Annotated in this window: 12 protein-coding genes; 7 read left to right on the top strand and 5 right to left on the bottom strand. The window is 67.5% G+C overall.

The annotated features are described in order from the left end of the window. Positions 1-23: 23 nt before the first annotated feature. The 3 genes from PI990_RS20655 to PI990_RS20645 all read right to left on the bottom strand — a co-directional run bounded on the left by PI990_RS20655 (position 24) and on the right by PI990_RS20645 (position 2,930). Positions 24-443 (bottom strand): OsmC family protein, encoded by a 420-nt coding sequence (locus PI990_RS20655; RefSeq protein ID WP_271658312.1) that lies wholly within the window; start codon positions 441-443, stop codon positions 24-26. 78 nt (positions 444-521) lie between these two features. Beyond that, positions 522-1,802 (bottom strand): methyl-accepting chemotaxis protein, encoded by a 1,281-nt coding sequence (locus tag PI990_RS20650; protein WP_442969347.1) that lies wholly within the window; start codon positions 1,800-1,802, stop codon positions 522-524. A 237-nt stretch (positions 1,803-2,039) separates the two neighbouring features. Then, positions 2,040-2,930, bottom strand: a complete 891-nt coding sequence (locus tag PI990_RS20645) for a substrate-binding periplasmic protein (protein WP_271658310.1) — start codon at positions 2,928-2,930, stop codon at positions 2,040-2,042. A 91-nt stretch (positions 2,931-3,021) separates the two neighbouring features. Here PI990_RS20645 and PI990_RS20640 point away from each other — a divergent pair, with 91 nt between their 5' ends. Beyond that, on the top strand, positions 3,022-4,053 hold the full coding sequence (locus PI990_RS20640; protein ID WP_271658309.1) for an amidohydrolase family protein: 1,032 nt from the start codon (positions 3,022-3,024) through the stop codon (positions 4,051-4,053). Between the two features lie 238 nt (positions 4,054-4,291). Here PI990_RS20640 and PI990_RS20635 read toward each other — a convergent pair whose 3' ends face one another. Further along, positions 4,292-4,633: a hypothetical protein gene (locus PI990_RS20635; RefSeq protein ID WP_271658308.1), complete on the bottom strand. Its 342-nt coding sequence runs from the start codon at positions 4,631-4,633 to the stop codon at positions 4,292-4,294. Between the two features lie 614 nt (positions 4,634-5,247). Between PI990_RS20635 and PI990_RS20630 the strand changes: the two genes are divergently transcribed. The 6 genes from PI990_RS20630 (at position 5,248) to PI990_RS20605 (ending at position 14,311) form a co-directional block, all read left to right on the top strand. Next, positions 5,248-5,712: a DUF3859 domain-containing protein gene (locus PI990_RS20630; RefSeq protein WP_043246178.1), complete on the top strand. Its 465-nt coding sequence runs from the start codon at positions 5,248-5,250 to the stop codon at positions 5,710-5,712. 480 nt (positions 5,713-6,192) lie between these two features. Next, positions 6,193-8,148, top strand: coding sequence for a DUF1302 domain-containing protein (locus tag PI990_RS20625; RefSeq protein ID WP_271658307.1), 1,956 nt, complete (start codon positions 6,193-6,195; stop codon positions 8,146-8,148). Positions 8,149-8,203: 55 nt separating this feature from the next. After that, positions 8,204-9,574 (top strand): DUF1329 domain-containing protein, encoded by a 1,371-nt coding sequence (locus PI990_RS20620; protein WP_184490830.1) that lies wholly within the window; start codon positions 8,204-8,206, stop codon positions 9,572-9,574. Between the two features lie 164 nt (positions 9,575-9,738). Continuing rightward, positions 9,739-10,473, top strand: a complete 735-nt coding sequence (locus PI990_RS20615; RefSeq protein ID WP_271658306.1) for a response regulator — start codon at positions 9,739-9,741, stop codon at positions 10,471-10,473. 189 nt (positions 10,474-10,662) lie between these two features. Beyond that, on the top strand, positions 10,663-13,488 hold the full coding sequence (locus PI990_RS20610) for a hybrid sensor histidine kinase/response regulator (RefSeq protein ID WP_271658305.1): 2,826 nt from the start codon (positions 10,663-10,665) through the stop codon (positions 13,486-13,488). Positions 13,489-13,579: 91 nt separating this feature from the next. After that, positions 13,580-14,311 carry a hypothetical protein gene (locus PI990_RS20605; protein ID WP_271658304.1) on the top strand — a complete coding sequence of 244 codons (732 nt, stop codon included), beginning with the start codon at positions 13,580-13,582 and terminating at the stop codon, positions 14,309-14,311. Between the two features lie 146 nt (positions 14,312-14,457). Here PI990_RS20605 and PI990_RS20600 read toward each other — a convergent pair whose 3' ends face one another. Beyond that, positions 14,458-16,083, bottom strand: coding sequence for a methyl-accepting chemotaxis protein (locus PI990_RS20600; RefSeq protein WP_271658303.1), 1,626 nt, complete (start codon positions 16,081-16,083; stop codon positions 14,458-14,460). Between the last annotated feature and the right edge of the window lie 207 nt (positions 16,084-16,290).

Here is a 16,290-nt window from a genome sequence, read left to right as displayed (position 1 = left end):
GCGGGAAGCCCAGAGGGGCGGGCTTACTGGCTGAAATCGCCTTCGGCCAGGCGGGTCTCGATGGTCACTTCGGTGGTGGTCATCAGCTTGTGCAGCGGGCACTTGTCGGCGATGCGCAGCAGGGTGGCGCGCTGGTCGTCGGTGAGGGCGCCGCGCAGGGTCAGCTTCACGCTCATGCCGTACTGGCCTTGCTTCTCCTGGCTGCTGTCGTGGGTCACGTCGACGCCGATGCCGGTCAGCGGGATGTCGTGGCTGCGGGCGTAGAGGGTCACGGTGAGGGCCTTGCAGGCACCCAGGGCGACGTCGAAATAGTCGTGGGGTTCCGGCGCGCTGCCTTCGCCGCCCAGGGCCTTGGGCAGGTCGGTGAACAGCTGGTGCTCGTCGCCGACGTTGATGCTGTGGCGGTAGCCGTCTGCGGATTCGGTGGTGACGGTAATGGTCATGGGCAGTCCTCTGCGTGGTTTGGGTAGGCGGTCCTGCTGGTTAGAGGCCGCCCACCTCCTGAGTGTTCCCGTGACCGTTCAGATCAGCGCGCTGAGGCGCACATCGGCACCGAGCACGCGCTGCAGTTCGCCACGGGGTCCGAAAACCGGCACCGAGACGGTGAAGCAGAAGTCGTCGGTGGCGGACGAACGGTACACCGGCGTGATGTGACTGGCGAGGCCATCGGCGACCGCGCGGAACCACGGGCGCTGCCCCCAGTTGCGGCCCTTGCAGGATTCGCCCTGGTGCGGCACGTCGAGGGCGAAGACGTTCTCCGAGAGCTGGGTGCCGGTGCGGTCCACCAGGTAGAACAGTTCGATGCGCGCATCGCGCTTCAACGTATCGGCCAGCAGCCCCTCGGCCTGGGCCGCGTCGCCCAGCAGCGCCGGCTCGCAGGCCAGGCGCTCGATGCTGCGCTGGATGTCGCGGTGCATCTCCAGGCGGAAGCCGCCCAGGCCCTGCAACAGGCGGTCGCCATCCTCACGCACGGCCTGGCTGTGGCGCAGCACCTGGCCGGCCTTGCCCAGCAGCTCGGCGGCCACCTGGGCGATGTTCTGCACGTCGCCGTTGATCGAGCGCACGGCCTGGCCGATCTGCTCGGTGCCGGAGGCGATCTGGCCGACGCGGCCGTCCAGCTTGTCCATGGCCGCGCGGGTGCTGTCCAGCCCGGCGCCCACCTGGAGCATGCCCTGGTGCCCCTCGGCCACCGCCTGGTGCATGCGCTCGCCGGCGTCGGCCAGCTGCGCCATGCCATCGCGGAAACGCTCGATGATGCCGCTCACCTGGGTGGTGGCGTCGGTGGTGTGCCCGGCCAGGCGTCGTACTTCCTCGGCGACCACGGCGAAGCCACGGCCGTGGCTGCCGGCGCGGGCGGCCTCGATGGCGGCGTTGAGTGCCAGCAGGTTGGTCTGCTGGGAGATGCTGGCGATCACGCCTATCACCTTGCTGACTTCCTCCAGCTGGCCGGTGAGGTTGCCGATCACGCAGCCCAGCTGCTGCTCGCTGGTGCCGATGGCGTCCACCTGGCGCAGCACGTCCTGGCCGTTGCGCTGGCACTGGCGCAGGGTGCTGGAAACGTCGCCGGAGAGCCGTGCCACCTCGGCGGCACCGGGCACCAGCTCGGCGTCGAGGGTGGTGGTGACCTCTTCGCTGGCGCTGGCGATCAGCTCGGAGGATTGCGCCAGCAGCTGCCCGCTCTGCTGGTTGGCGGCGGCGATGCGCGCCAGCTCCGGGGCGTGGGCGGCGATGCCGACGGCGGCGCCGAGGCTGGTGCGGATGCGCTGTTGCAGGCCCTCGACGAAGCCGTTGAGGCGGCCCATCAGCGGGCTGCCGGCGGGTAGGCGGGTGGTCAGGTCGTGGGCGGTGAACAACGCGTCGAGCGCGCCTTCATCCGTGGCGCGGCGTGCGGGACGCAGAAGCTGCAGCATGGCGATCTCCCTTTCTTCTCGGTTTTCGAGGCGCGTTGCAAGCGAAGTGCCATTACGTTGGAGCCAGGCGTTGCGTGGCGGGGGAGGGTGCGCGCTGCACCGGCACGGGTCGGCCGGGGCGCTCAGGCGCTACTTGGGTGCAAGCGGGCGGTACCAGAGCGCCTCGCGGTCGATGGGGGTTTTTTCCGGCAGGTCGGGGTTGTCCAGTTCGATCACCTGGCGCTTGTCCATGCGTGCGCGGCGCAGGGTTTTGCCGTGGTAGCGCTGGAACAGGCGCTCGAAGCTGCCATCGGCGATGGCCGCCTCCAGGCCGCGCTGGATGGCGGCGGCCAGCTCGGGGCGCTGGCGCGAGGTGAAGAAGTAGAAGGCCGTCGGGTAGTGCAGCACCAGGTGCTCGTCCACGGCCAGGTGCAGGCCATCGGCTTCGGCGCGGCGCTGTTCGTCCCAGGCCACCACCACCTCGCGGGGGAACAGCTCGAAACGGCCGGCGTCGAGCATGCGGAACAGGCTCTCGTAGCCCGGCGTGGTCACCACGTTGAGGCCGTTGGCGCGCAGGATGGCGGTGTCGGGCCAGTCGTGGCGCTGGCCCATGCGCAGGGCCTGCAGCTGCTCGCGTCGGGTCACGCCGGCGAGCAGGTCGCGTTGGTCGGCGCGCACCAGGAACACGCGCCAGCTGATCAGCCCCTTGTAGATGGGGATGCGCACCGGCAGCAGGGCGCTTTCGCGCTCGCGGGTGGTCATGCTCCACATCAGTTGCACGCGGCCGTCGTTGCGCTCCAGGGACAGCTGCGCGCGGGATTGCGGCATGGGTTCGAGGGTGGGCTCGAGTTGGTAGTCGCTGCCGCTGTGCGCCAGGGCCAGTTGCAGCAACTCGACCACGTAGGCTTCCGGGTCTTCGCCCTTGGAGTGCAGGGGATAGACCAGGCGCTCGCCGGCGGTCGAGGCGAGGGCGACGAAGCAGAGCAGGAGAAAGGCGCAGCGCGGCATGTTGGCGTTCTTGTGGCGGGCCTGCTGCAGCATAGTCTCAGAAGGCCATCAGAGCATCCGCCTGAACCCGTCAAGCGTGTCGCCGGTCTACCTTTGCCATGAATGATCGTCAGGAGGACGCCCCTTGCCCATCGCCCGCCATTGCCTCGCCGCCATCCTCGCCCTCAGTGCCTGCGCCAGCCAGGCGCGGGACTACCACTACAGCGACTCGCACCTGCACTACGTGGATTTCTTCCAGGAGAGCGAGGGCATGCAGGGGCTGCTCAAGGCCATGGATGCAGGGGCTATCGACCACGTGATGATCTCCGGCATCCCGGTGGCCAAGAAGTGGCATGAAGACGAGCCCAAGCGCCCGCGCTACTACGCCGGCGACGATGCCGATGCCTACTGGTACACCGCCACCGACGTGCTGGTGGCCGCCGCCGTGAAGAAGTTGCCCGAAGACCAGCGCCACCGCTTCCACCCCTTCCTCAGCGGCTTCAACCCCAACGACAAGAACTCCGACGCGCACATCCGCCGCATGCTGGAGCTGGACCCGGGGCTGTGGCAGGGCATAGGCGAGGTCTTCACCCGCCACGACGACCTCACCGCGCTGATCGACGGCGACACCCCGCGCGCCAACAACGAGGCCATGGCGCGCATCTACCACCTCGCCGCCGAGTACGACCTGCCGGTGATGCTGCACTCCAACATCACCTCCAAGCGCGAGCGCAACCCGCTGTACCTGCAGGAGATCGAAGAACCCCTGCGCAACCACCCGCACGTGCGCTTCATCTGGGCCCACGCCGGCACCAGCATGGAAATCCACCGCCATCAGAAGAAGCTCGACTTCCTCCTGCCCACCCTAAAGCGCATGTTGGGCGACTACCCCAACCTCTACGTCGACCTCTCCTGGACCGTGCTCCAGCCCTACCTCGTGGACAAGAACGGCACGCCCGACCCGGAGTGGCTCAAGCTGGTGGAGAAGTACCCCGAGCGCTTCATGCTCGGCTCCGATGTGGTGGGCCGCTTCGAAGGCCTGGGCGACTACCTGCGCGCCTACGACCCCTTCCTCGACGCCCTGCCTGCAGACGTCGCCAAGCGCGTGGCCCGGGACAACTTCCTCGCCGTGCTGCCGCGCAACCCCAAGCACCTGCAACATGTCGCCGCCCCGTAGCGCCCCTGCAGACGCTGTAGGGGCGGCTTCAGTCGCCAAGCAGCCCGCAGGGCTGCCCTCGCACAGCGTTCCCGGCTACTCCGCTGGTGGATGAGAAGAGCGCCATCCACCCTACGCACCGGTCGGTTTCGTGGTTCCGGTCGGGCACCGTGACGTAGGTTGGCGCCGAGCGCAGCGAGGCCCAACGGTGCCAGGCTCGGTTCCGCGCGTTGGGCTACAACGGTGTGTAGCCCGGGCTTCAGCCCGGGGCGCGGGAGGCCCACAGCTCCGGTACCACGGCCTGGCTGACCCAGCGCCGCAGGTTGCGGTTTTCCGGGTGGTAGCAATAGGTGAGGAGCAGGGCGTGCAGGCCGGATTCACTCACCACCGTTTCCTCTTCGAAGCCGCCATTGGCGGTGCGCAGGCATACGCGCTGGCGCTGGTCGTCGCAGAGGTTGGCGAGCAGGCGCTCGTGGATATCGGTGTTGAGCAGGCGGCGCAGGTCGCGGGTGGAGAACCAGGCTTCGTGGCCGACGAGAAAGGCGCGCAACTGGCGGCGGTAGCGCAGGAAATTGCGCGGGGTGATCTGGGGAAGGGACATGGCAATGCTCCGTCCATAGGCTGGGGAGCCGCCACCGAATCCTTGAAGGGTGGCGGACCGTGCGAGTGTGGAAGTACCGGGCCAATCAAAACCGGGCCGGGCCGAAGCCCGCTCGCACAGTCCGCCATAGACTGCCGACGTGTTGCATGTCGCTATGGCGATTGATTGGCTATGTAGCGGGCTTCCACACCCGGTTGTGCCCCGAGGGGCACAACGGCGGGAACCCTAGCCAAGCCTCTTGTAGGCCGGCAATGCAGTTGCCACGTAGGAATTTTCAGGCGGCACATTCGTAGGGGCGACTTCAGTCGCCAAGCAGCCCGCAGGGTTGCCCTTGTGCACGGTCCTTGCCGGGCTGCACCCGACCTACAACGGCACCGTGCCGTAGGTTGGCGCCGAGCGCAGCGAGGCCCAACGGTGCGGGGATCAACTTCGCGCGTTGGGCTTCGTACCTCAACCCAACCTACGGAAGCCGTGTTTCCCTGCAGCACCGCCGGTGGATTAAAAGAGCGCCATCCACCCTACGCACCGGTCAGCCTCGCAGCCGGGTCTCAACCTGTCATCAGTTAGTCATGAAGGTGTCATAGCCTCGCGCCATCCCAACCAAGGAGCGAGACATGAAAGCAACCCGACTGAGTGCATTGATCGCCCTCGGCCTGGCATCCGGCGTGGCGATGGCCGACGTGCGGGTCGAAGGGCCGATCGAGTTCGGCGTATTCGAAAGCCGTTACCAGGACTACCAGCCCGGTGAGCGCGTGCTCACCAGCAGCACCCAGAACATCCTGCCCACCGACCAGGTTCCGGCGAAGCTCGGCACCAAGTTCGGCATGCGCTACAAGCTGGTGGGCAAGCACGAGAACGACACCCCGCTGACCCTGCTGTACCTCACCCCGGGCGTGACCACCCCCGACGGCGTGCGCCACGACAAGTTCGAGGTGATCCAGAAGATGGCACCCGGCGCGCCCCAGGACGTGATGGCCTACGAGTTCACCGAGACCCACGAAGTGGTCCCCGGCGAGTGGCGCTTCCTGGTGTTCCAGGGTGACCGCCTGCTGGCCGAGAAGAGCTTCGACGTGCGCTGATCGACCCTCGAGTCGAACGGGACCCGGCCATGCGCCGGGTCTTTTCGTTTTGGCGGGCGGCGGCCGCGATTCACCCCTTGCCCCGTGTGGGTGCGGGCTGCGCGGTTGCTCGGGCGGCTCAACCGGTGGAAGAGGGCGCTGGCCGCTTATCACTGACTGCACTGCTTTTAAGCGGAATTTTCCCGTGAGTTCTTTCTTGAAAATTTACCGTTCCTAGCTGAAATGGACGGTTGGCAGTGCGTACACACTTTGTTACCTTGCCTGCACTATCGTACCAATTAACGATTCCCGCTCATTACAAGAACAACAGCGTGACCGTCGCCGGCGTGCATTCCCGCGACGAAGATGGATACCTGCGAGAGCATCGCCGAGGCCTGCCTGAACTGCCCGGACGCCGCTCCGCAGCCGAGAGAAAACAACAAAAGGGCCGGACACAGATCCAGCCCAGAAATCTTGGCCGTCAAGGGAGGTACGTTTGCTATGAAGAGGCATATCCGCTTATCCGCGATCGGGTGCAGGCCCCTGCAGGCGGGGGCAGCTTTCGGGCTGTTGCCGCTGCTGATCGCCGGCTCCGCGCAGGCCGTCGAGTTCAGCCTGCTGGACAACCAGCTCAGCGGCTCCATCGACACCACGCTCTCCTACGGCGCCATGTGGCGGGTGCAGGGGCGCGACGCGGACAACATCAGCGACATCAACGCCGATGACGGCAACCGCAACTTCGATACCGGCCTGGTATCGGAGGTGTACAAGGCCACTTCCGACCTCTCGCTGAAGTACGACAACTACGGCGCCTTCGTCCGTGGCACGGCGTACTACGACACCCAGATCATGGACAAGCGCAACGACTACTACGGCACCACCGGTGGCGTGGAGCGGCCCAGCCAGTCCTTCCCCGATGACGACCATTTCACCCAGGACACCCGCCACATCGCCGGGCGCAAGGGCGAGATCCTCGACGCCTACCTCTACGGCAGCTGGGATGTGGGCGCCATGCCCCTGGGCGCCAAGGTGGGCCGCCAGGTGATCAACTGGGGCGAGGGCGTGTTCTACCGCGGTGGGGTCAACACGGTGAACCCGGTGGACGCGGCCAAGTTCCACCTGCCCGGCTCCGAACTCAAGGAAGTGCTGGTGCCCATGGAGGCGCTGAGCTTCAACCTGGGCCTGACCGACAACCTGTCCATGGAAGCCTTCTACCAGTGGAAGTGGAAGGAGACCCGCCTGGACCCGGTGGGCACCTACTTCTCCGAGACCGATCTGTTCGCCGATGGGGGGCATACGGCGTATACGACGTCGACGGACCTGGCGCCGTTGATGCCCCTGTATGACCTGTTCGCTGGTGCCGGCCTGCTCGGCAACGGCGCCAATGGCCCGAACGCCTACCTCAATGGCGATACCGGTGTATTCAAGGTGGCCAATATCGGCAAGGACCTGCAGGCGGACGACAGCGGCCAGTTCGGCGTGGCCTTCCGCTACATAGCCGAGGAACTGAACTCCACCGAATTCGGCTTCTACTTCGTCAACTACCACGCCAAGGAACCGCAGATCGCCATCGACCTGAACGGCTACCAGGGCGTCGACCTGGCCACCCTGGGCGGTGCACTGGCGGGCAACAGCCTGCCGCCCGAGTATGCCGGCGCGCTGGCGACCTTCGACCTGGCCAGCAACGCCCAAGCCCGTCGCCGCTACGTCGAAGACATCCGCATGTACGGCTTCAGCTTCAACACCACGGTGGGGGATGCATCGGTTTCCGGTGAGCTTTCCTACCGGCCCAATGCGCCCATCGCCATTTCCGCCACCGATGACCTGCTGAGCGATCTGCTGCTCCAGGGCATCAATGGGTCCGACCTGGTCAATTCCGGGGTCGCCAACGATGCCGCCTGCGCCGCCGTCTCCGGCAAGCAGCTCTGCCGCAGTTCGATCTTCGACAACTACGAGCGGGCAGAGACCTACAACATCTCCCTGTCCACCATCTACAACTTCGGCCCGGCCCTGAGCTTCGACTCGGTGATCGGCGTCGCCGAGGTGGCTTCGCAGCACATCCGTGGCAGCAGCCTGAAGTACACCGCCTTCGACGGCTCGGTGCGCAAGTTCTCCAGCGCCACCGACAAGTCCTACGAGGATGAGCGCACCACCGACAGCGACCAGATCAGCCGCGACAGCTACGGCTACACGCTGCTGGTTTCCGGCAGCTGGAACGATGTCTACGCGGGGGTGAAACTCTCCCCGTACGCCGTCTTCCAGCACGACTTCCAGGGCAACTCGGACCGCACCGGCAACTTCATCGAAGGCCGCAAGGCACACACCCTGGGGATCGACGCCACCTACCTGAACAGCTTCGAGGTGGGCCTGCAGTACACCGAGTACTACGGCGCCGGGCGCAACAACAGCACCCGCGACCGCGACAACGTCTCGCTCACCGCCAAGTACTCGTTCTGATGCCGAGCGCCTGGCGGCAGAACGCCGGGCCGTACAAGACAGGGAGATGCACCCCATGTTGAAGAAATACTCGTTGCTGCTGGCCGCCATCGTGCTCGCCGGCAGCGCCACCGACGCCCTGGCGGCGGTCTCGGCCGAGCAGGCCGCCACGCTCAAGTCGACCCTCACCCCGCTGGGGGCGGAGCGCGCCGGCAACGCTGCCGGCACCATCCCGGAATGGACCGGCGGCATCACCCAGGCCCCGGCGGGCTACAAGGGCTCGGGCCAGCACCACGTTGATCCCTTCGCCGCCGACCAGCCGCTGTTCACCATCACCAAGGCCAACCTCGAGCAGTACAAGGCCAATCTCACCGACGGCGAGATCGCCCTGTTCAACGCCTACCCGGACAGCTTCCAGATGCCGGTCTACCCGACCCGGCGCTCCGGTTCGGCGCCGCAGTGGGTCTACGACAACACCCTGAAGAACGCCACCACCGGCAAGCTGCTCAATGGCGGCAACGGTTTCGCCGACGCCTATGGCGGCATCCCGTTCCCCATCCCGCAGAACGGCCTGGAAGCGATCTGGAACCACATCACCCGCTACCGCGGCACCTACATCGTGCGGCGCTCGGCGGAGGCGGGGGTGCAGCGCAACGGCGCCTACTCCCTGGTCACCTCCGAGGACGAGGCGCTGTTCCGCTTCTACGACCCCAAGGGCAGCTACGCCGACCTGCAGAACACCCTGTTCTACTACATGACCTTCACCACCGCCCCGGCGCGTCTGGCTGGCAACGGCGCGCTGGTGCAGGAGATGCTCGACCAGGTCAAGGAGCCCCGCCAGGCCTGGGGCTACAACCCCGGCCAGCGCCGCGTGCGCCGTGCGCCGACCCTGGCCTACGACACGCCCATCGAGTCCACCGACGGCCTGCGCACCGCCGATGACACCGACATGTACAACGGCGCGCCGGACCGCTACGACTGGACCCTGGTGGGCAAGAAGGAGATCTACATCCCCTATAACAACTACAAGATCACCAGCCCCGAGGTGACGTACAAGGACCTGCTGCTGCCCGGCCACGTGAACCCGAAATACACCCGCTACGAGCTGCACCGCGTCTGGGTGGTGGAAGGCAAGCTCAAGGCCGGTGCGCGGCACATCTACTCCAAGCGCACCCTCTACCTCGACGAGGACAGCTGGGGCGCGGCGGTGGTGGACCAGTACGACGGTCGTGGCGACCTGTGGCGCGTCTCCCTGGCCTACCTGAAGAACTTCTACGAGCTGCCCACCGTGTGGACCGCGCTGGACACCTTCCACGACCTGCAGGCACGTCGCTACGGCGTGCAGTGGCTGGACAACGAAGAGGCCGGCACCGTGGACTTCAGCAAGCCGTCCCCGGGGGATGCCTCCTTCAACCCGGCCGCCTTGCGACGCAAAGCCTCGCGTTGACGAGGCCCATGTAGCCCGTGCTTCAGCGCGGGGAGCGGAATCGTCTGCGCTCCCGGGCTGAAGTCCGGGCTACGGTGGTGTGGTCATCGTTCAGTTAGCCATTCGAGCGGGAGGCTGCTCGTCGCCGCAATGGCGCGCTATATTCCCCGCGTTCGCATTGACCGATGAGCGAGGGACCCATGGCCGGGCAGGTCAAGATTCTGGTGGTGGACGACGACGCCGAGATACGTGAGTTGCTGCAGGACTACCTGGGCGGCCACGGCTACCAGGTGGAGCCGGCCTGCGACAGCACCGGCATGCGCGCGGCCCTGGCCGCTGGCCTGCCGGACCTGGTGCTGCTGGATGTCGGCCTGCCCGGCGAGGACGGCCTCAGCCTGGCCCGCTACCTGCGCGAGCACCACGACCTGCCGGTGATCATGGTCTCCGGTGCCGGCAGCCCGGTGGACCGCACCATCGGCCTGGAAGTGGGGGCCGACGACTACGTGGCCAAACCCTTCGACCCGCGCGAGCTGCTGGCACGGGTCAAGACCGTGCTGCGCCGCTACCAGCGGGTGCCGGCCGCCGCCGCTCCCACGATCCCTGTCGACGCCGGCAACAGCCTGCAACTGGGCGCCTGCCGGCTGGACCTGGACCGCCACCAACTGTTCGACGGCAACGGTGCGGAAATCCCCCTCACGGCCATGGAGTTCGACCTGCTCCAGGCCTTCGCCCAGCGCCCCAACCGGCCGCTGTCCCGCGACCAGTTGCTCAACCTCACCCAGAACCGCGACTGGAACCCCTTCGACCGCTCCATCGACATCCGCATCGCCCGCCTGCGCCGCAAGCTGGAAACCGACCCCGACAAACCCCAGGTGATCCGCACCCTGCGCGGAGTGGGCTACATGTTCGTGCCGGGCTGATCAGCCGGCCTCTCCGCCAACCTCCCCGTAGGAGCGAGCTCTGCTCGCGAAGCTCCGGTGTTCCCCGCAGCTTCAGGACGCCGGTTGGCCGCCTTTGTTTCAATTGTTTCAACCGCGTTGTACCCCCTCAAAAGACCGGGGCCGGCTCTCTATACTCCAGCCATCACCCAGGCTCGTGGAGGCCTTCCGATGAGCCAGACGGCACCCCGCCCGCTGTTCGATGGCGCCGCCGAGCACCAGCTGCGCCAGATCGTCGACAACAGCAGCGCGGTCATCTACGTGAAGGACCTGGAAGGCCGCCTGCGCCTGGTCAACCGTGCCTTCGAGCAGCTGTTCCGGGTACGTGCGGAGGAGGTGATCGGCCACACCGACCACGAGTACTTCCCCAGGGAACTGGCCGATGTGCTGCGCGCCAACGACCTCAAGGTGGCGGAGCTGGGCCAGGAGCAGGAGTTCGAGGAGCGCCTGCCGTTCAACGGCGTGGTGCGCACCTACCTGTCCAGCAAGTTCCCGCTGTTCGACAGCGAGGGCCGGGTCACCGCCGTGTGCGGCATCTCCACCGACATCAGCTCACGCAAGAGCGTGGAAGAGGTGCTGCGCTACGTCGCCCTGGGCATCTCGGCGGCTACCGGCAACGAGGTGTTCGAGGCCATCGCCCGCTACATGGTGCGTTCGCTGCACGCCGACTTCGCTTACGTCAGCCGCATCAGCGACGAGGGCCCGCACAAGCTCACCACCCTGGCCATGTACTACGCCGGCGAGCTGCGTGCCAACTCCACCTATGACCTGGAAGGCACGGCCTGCAGCGACGTGCTGGGCAAGGCCTTCCACTTCGTCGGCAGCAACCTGCTGGAGTGCTACCCGGGGGATGCGGTGTTCCGCGCCTCGGGCGTGGACAGCTTCGCCGGCTACCCGCTGTTCGCCAGCGACGGCCGCCCGCTGGGGCTGATCGCCGCCGGGCGCCTGGGGCCGATGAAGGAGCGCGAGCGTGCCGAATCGGTGCTGCGCATCTTCTCGGTGCGGGCGGCGGCGGAGATGGAGCGGTTGGAGGCCGAAGCCAGCTACCGGGCGATCTTCGCCGGCTCCGAGGACGCCATCCTGGTGCTGGATATCGACAGCGGCGCCCTGGTGGACGCCAACCCCCGCGCCTGTTCCACCGTCGGCTACAGCTACGAGGAAATGCTCGGGCTGGACATGGACGCCTTCAGCGCCGGCTACGAGCCCTACACGGCCAGGCATGCCGCCGGCTTCCTGGCCCGCGCGGCGGCCGGCGAGCCGCAGCGCTTCGAGTGGCACCGGCGCAACCGCGACGGCAGCCTGCATTGGGACGACGTCTCGCTCAAGCGCGTGACCCTGTCCGGCGTCGACCGCATCCTGGTGTTCTGCCGCGAGATCACCCAGCGCAAGGAGGCCGAGCAGGCCCTGCGCACCAGCGAGCAGCAACACCGCGCCATCGCCGACACGGCGTTGGACTGCTTCATCGGCATGGACCGCGCCGGGCGCATCCTCGCCTTCAACCCGGCGGCCGAGCGCTGCTTCGGCATCGCCCGTGACGACGCCCTGGGCCAGTGGCTGCTGAAGCTGATCATCCCCGAGCGCTTCCATGAGGTGTACGAGCGCGCCTTCGAGAGCTACGCCCAGACCGGCACCGGCGACTTCCTCGGCAAGCGCATGGAGGTGGTGGCCCAGCGCGCCTCGGGCGAGGAGTTCCCCGCCGAGCTGGCGCTGACCCAGGTGCGCGGCGACGAGGGCCCGCGCTACATCTGCTACCTGCGCGACATCACCGAGCGGCGCCAGGCCGAAGAGGAAAAGGCGCGCCTGGAGCAACAGCTGCGCCAGGCCCAGCGCATGGAGGCCATCGGGCACCTCACCGGCGGCATCGCCCACGACTTCAACAACCTGCTGACCAGCATGCTGGGCTACACGGTAATGGCCCAGGAGCACGCCGAATCCCTCCATGACGAGCGTCTGGGCAAGTACCTGACGCGGGTGCAGCGCTCGGCGGAGAAGGCCCGCGACCTGATCCAGCAAATGCTCACCTTCAGCCGTGGCAGCCGGGGCACGCCCCGGGTGGTGGCGCTGGACCTGCTGCTGGGCAATTTCATCCGCCTGGTGGATTCCACCCTGCCGGCCACGGTGGAACTGGAGACGCGCCTGGCCCACGACCTGCCGGCGGTGCTGGTGGACCCAGTGCAGCTGGAGCAGGTGCTGATGAACCTGTGCATCAACGCCCGCGACGCCATGGGTGGGGTGGGGCGCCTGCAGGTTGGGCTGGGCCAGGTGCAGGTGCAGGCGGGCGTGTGCGCCTCGTGCCAGCAGCGCATCGACGGGCAGTTCGTCACCCTCACCGTCAGCGACAGCGGGCCGGGCATCGACGGGGCGCTGCGGGCGCAGATCTTCGAGCCGTTCTTCTCCACCAAGGCCAGCGGCCAGGGCAGCGGCATGGGCCTGTCGATGGTGCACGGCATCGTCCACGAGTACGGCGGCCACATCCAGCTGGACAGCCCGGCGGGGCAGGGCGCCACCTTCCGCATCCTCATCCCGGCCCATCACCAGGCGCCGGAGGCTGCGTTCAACGTCATCGCCTGCCATGAGGCGCTGCCGCCGCGCTCGGCCCTGCGCGGGCGGGTGGCGGTGGTGGACGACGACCCCATGGTCGGCGAGTTCATGGGCGAGCTGCTGGCCAACTGGGGGGTGGCCGCGCACCTGTTCGGCGACCCGGAAGAGGCCAGCCGGCAGCTGTGCGCCGACGCCTATGCCTGGGACTTCGTCATCCTCGACCAGAGCATGCCGCGCCTCACCGGGCTGCAGCTGGCGCGACGCCTGCTGGCAGCGCGGGCGGACCTGCCCATCGTGCTCTACACCGGCTTCAGCGACAGCCTGGTGGAGGCCGAGGTGCAGGCCCAGGGCGTCAAGGCACTGCTGACCAAGCCGCTGGACCAGGCGCGCCTGCATCGCCTGTTGCGCAACTGGCTGCCGGCGGCAGGCCACGGATACCAGACTGAAACAAACTGAGCGGTTACTGCCATCGGGCAGATACAGGGGGGCGGCAATCTGGCCCTGACTGCAGAGCCCTGCAGCCCCAGACCCCTGGCAGGACCGCATCATGAACAGCACACTCGGACGTACCGCGACCTTTACCTTCGGCGTTATCAGCTACCTGGTCTTTCTCGCCGCGTTCAGCCTTTCCATCGCCTTCGTGGCCAATCTTCCCTGGGCGCCGGCCCGTCTCGACGGCGAGCCGCTGTTGGCGCCTGGTTGGGCGCTGGCCGTCGACTCTGCGCTGCTCGTCGCCGTTGGCCTGGTCTATTGGGCGAGCCGCGGTGTTACCCAGAACGGGCGGGTACTGTTGAGCAGCCTGGCGGTGCTGGCGCTGCTGGTGCTGTGGCAGCCGCTGAGCGGCGAGGCATGGCGTCTGCAGAACCCGGCGCTGCGCCAGGTGCTGGCGGCGGCCTTCGGTTTCGGCGGGGCCTTGCTGCTCTATGGGGTGCTGCTCAGTGACCAGTTGGCCGCAGGCGGCCTGCATGCCGCCGCGCGGCGCCTGTTCGGCCTGGCCGACGAGGGCAGCGATGAGGCGCGCGAGGAATGGCGTCGCCAGCGCGGTGATGCGCTGAGCCTGGGCGTGCTGCTGCTGGCGTGGGCTACGCCGGAGCTGAGCGTCACCCACCTGGTGCTGGCGCTGCTGGCGAGCCTGGGTGTTTACCTGGTTCGGCGCCGGGTGCTCGATGGCCAGCCGCAGGAGGGGGCCAAGCAACCTGAAGCGAGCCACCCCCGGCGTCCGGTGCTGGTGGCCTCGCGCAAGGCCGGGGCACCGATCGACCCGGTGCGTGCCGCCTAAGTGGACCGCCCGGTCCGCCCTGCGTCGAGGCCTTAGCCTGGATGCGTGCACGGCCGATACGAAAGAACCCCAGCACCGCGAGGTGCTGGGGTTCTTCGTTTGCAGCCTGCCCTGCGCCTCCCTGGCGGCGGGCCATGCGGGTGCGATCAGACGGTGAAGCGCGCGACCATGCCGTTGAGCTCCACGGCCAGGCGCGACAGCTCGTGGCTGGCGGCGGCGGTCTGGTTGGCACCGGTGGCGGTCTGCACCGAGATGTCGCGGATGTTCACCAGGTTGCGGTCCACTTCGCGGGCCACCTGGGCCTGCTCTTCGGCGGCGCTGGCAATGACCAGGGTGCGCTCGTTGATCTGGCTGACCTGCTCGGTGATCTCCACCAGGGCGCGGCCGGCGGCTTCGGCGATTTCCAGCATCTGCCGGGCGCGCTGGTCGTTCTGGTTCATGGCGCCCACGGCTTCGCCGGTGCCGCTCTGGATGCTGCCGATCATCTGCTCGATTTCGCGGGTGGATTCCTGGGTGCGGTGGGCGAGGGCGCGGACCTCGTCGGCGACCACGGCGAAGCCACGGCCCTGCTCGCCGGCACGGGCGGCCTCGATGGCGGCGTTGAGGGCCAGCAGGTTGGTCTGCTCGGCGATGGCGCGGATCACGTCCAGCACCTTGCTGATGCTTTGTGCGCGGTCGGCCAGGCCTTCCACCAGGGTGGAGGTGTGGGCGACTTCCTGGCTCATGCTGCGGATCGCCTGCACCGTCTGCTGCACGCGGTCACGCCCGTCCTGCGCCGATTCCTCGGAGGCACGGGAGGCGTCGGAGGTGGAACTGGCGTTGCGCGCGACCTCTTCCACGGCGGCGGTCATCTCGTTGACGGCGGTGGCGGCCATCTCGATTTCGTCGTGCTGGCGGGTGAGGGAGCGGTTGCCTTCCTCGGTCACCGCGTTGAGCTCCTCGGCGGCGGAGGCCAGCTGGGTGGCGGAGGTGCCGATCTGCTGGATGGTGCCGCGCAGTTGCTGCTGCATGCGTTGCAGGGCGGTGAGCAGCTGCGCCGGTTCGTCCTTGCCGGCGGTGTCGATGCGCCCGGTGAGGTCGCCGCTGGCCACCACGCCGGCCGCCTGCACGGCTTCGCTCAGGGGCAGGGTGATGCTGCGGGTGAGGGCCCAGGCGAGGGCGACGGTGACCATTGCGGCGATCACCAGCACGCTGATGACGGCGGTGGTGGCACTGGCGTAGTTCGCGTCCGCCTGGGCGTTGGCGGCGTCGGCGCCCTGGGTGTTGTAGTCGGAGAGTTCGTTGAGCGCCTTGAGGGTGGTGCGGTAGTTGTCCAGCAGCGGGCCCTGGATCAGCTCGGTGGCGGCCGCCTTCTCACCGCCCTTGGACATGGCGAGGAGCTTGTCGACGCCGGCGATGAAGCCCTGGCGCTCCTGGGTGTAGCGGTCGAACAGCTGCTGGTCGCGGCCCGGGTCGATGCTGGCCTTGTAGGTGCTTTCGGCCTTGTCGAGCTGGGCGATGATTTCGCGCATGCGCGTTTCGAGGAACTGCTGGGAGGACTGATCCGTCGCCAGGACATGGCCGAGCTGCACCTGGCGCAGTTCGGTCAGCGACAGGTTGATCTGGGCGATGGTGCGCACGCTGGGCAGCCAGCTCTGGCTGATCTCGGTGGAGGCGTCGTTGATCACCGACATGCGGTTGAGCGAGAACAGGCCGGTCAACACCAGCAGCAACGTGATGATGGCGAAGCCGAAGGCGGCGCGTGGCGCGATGGGGAACTGGCGCAGGAACATGGGTTACTTCTCCGGGGGGCTGCGGGACGAACCAGGGAGGCTCGGAAAAAGTATAGGAAGCCCTGTGAGTTACGCGTGAACTTCACCGCTGCGCTGGGCTTGCGAGCCTCTGGGACGGTAGTGGCGGGACTTTCCATGGCCCTGAAACGACCATGCCCGTATCGAGCGATACGGGCATGGCGGGTGTTGCGTTCGCCTTGCGGCGCT

Source organism: Pseudomonas sp. TUM22785 (assembly GCF_028198105.1).
GTDB classification, from domain to species: Bacteria; Pseudomonadota; Gammaproteobacteria; order Pseudomonadales; family Pseudomonadaceae; genus Metapseudomonas; species Metapseudomonas solani.
Note: the sequence above shows the minus strand (reverse complement) of the source record. Positions and strands in the feature narration are given on the sequence as shown.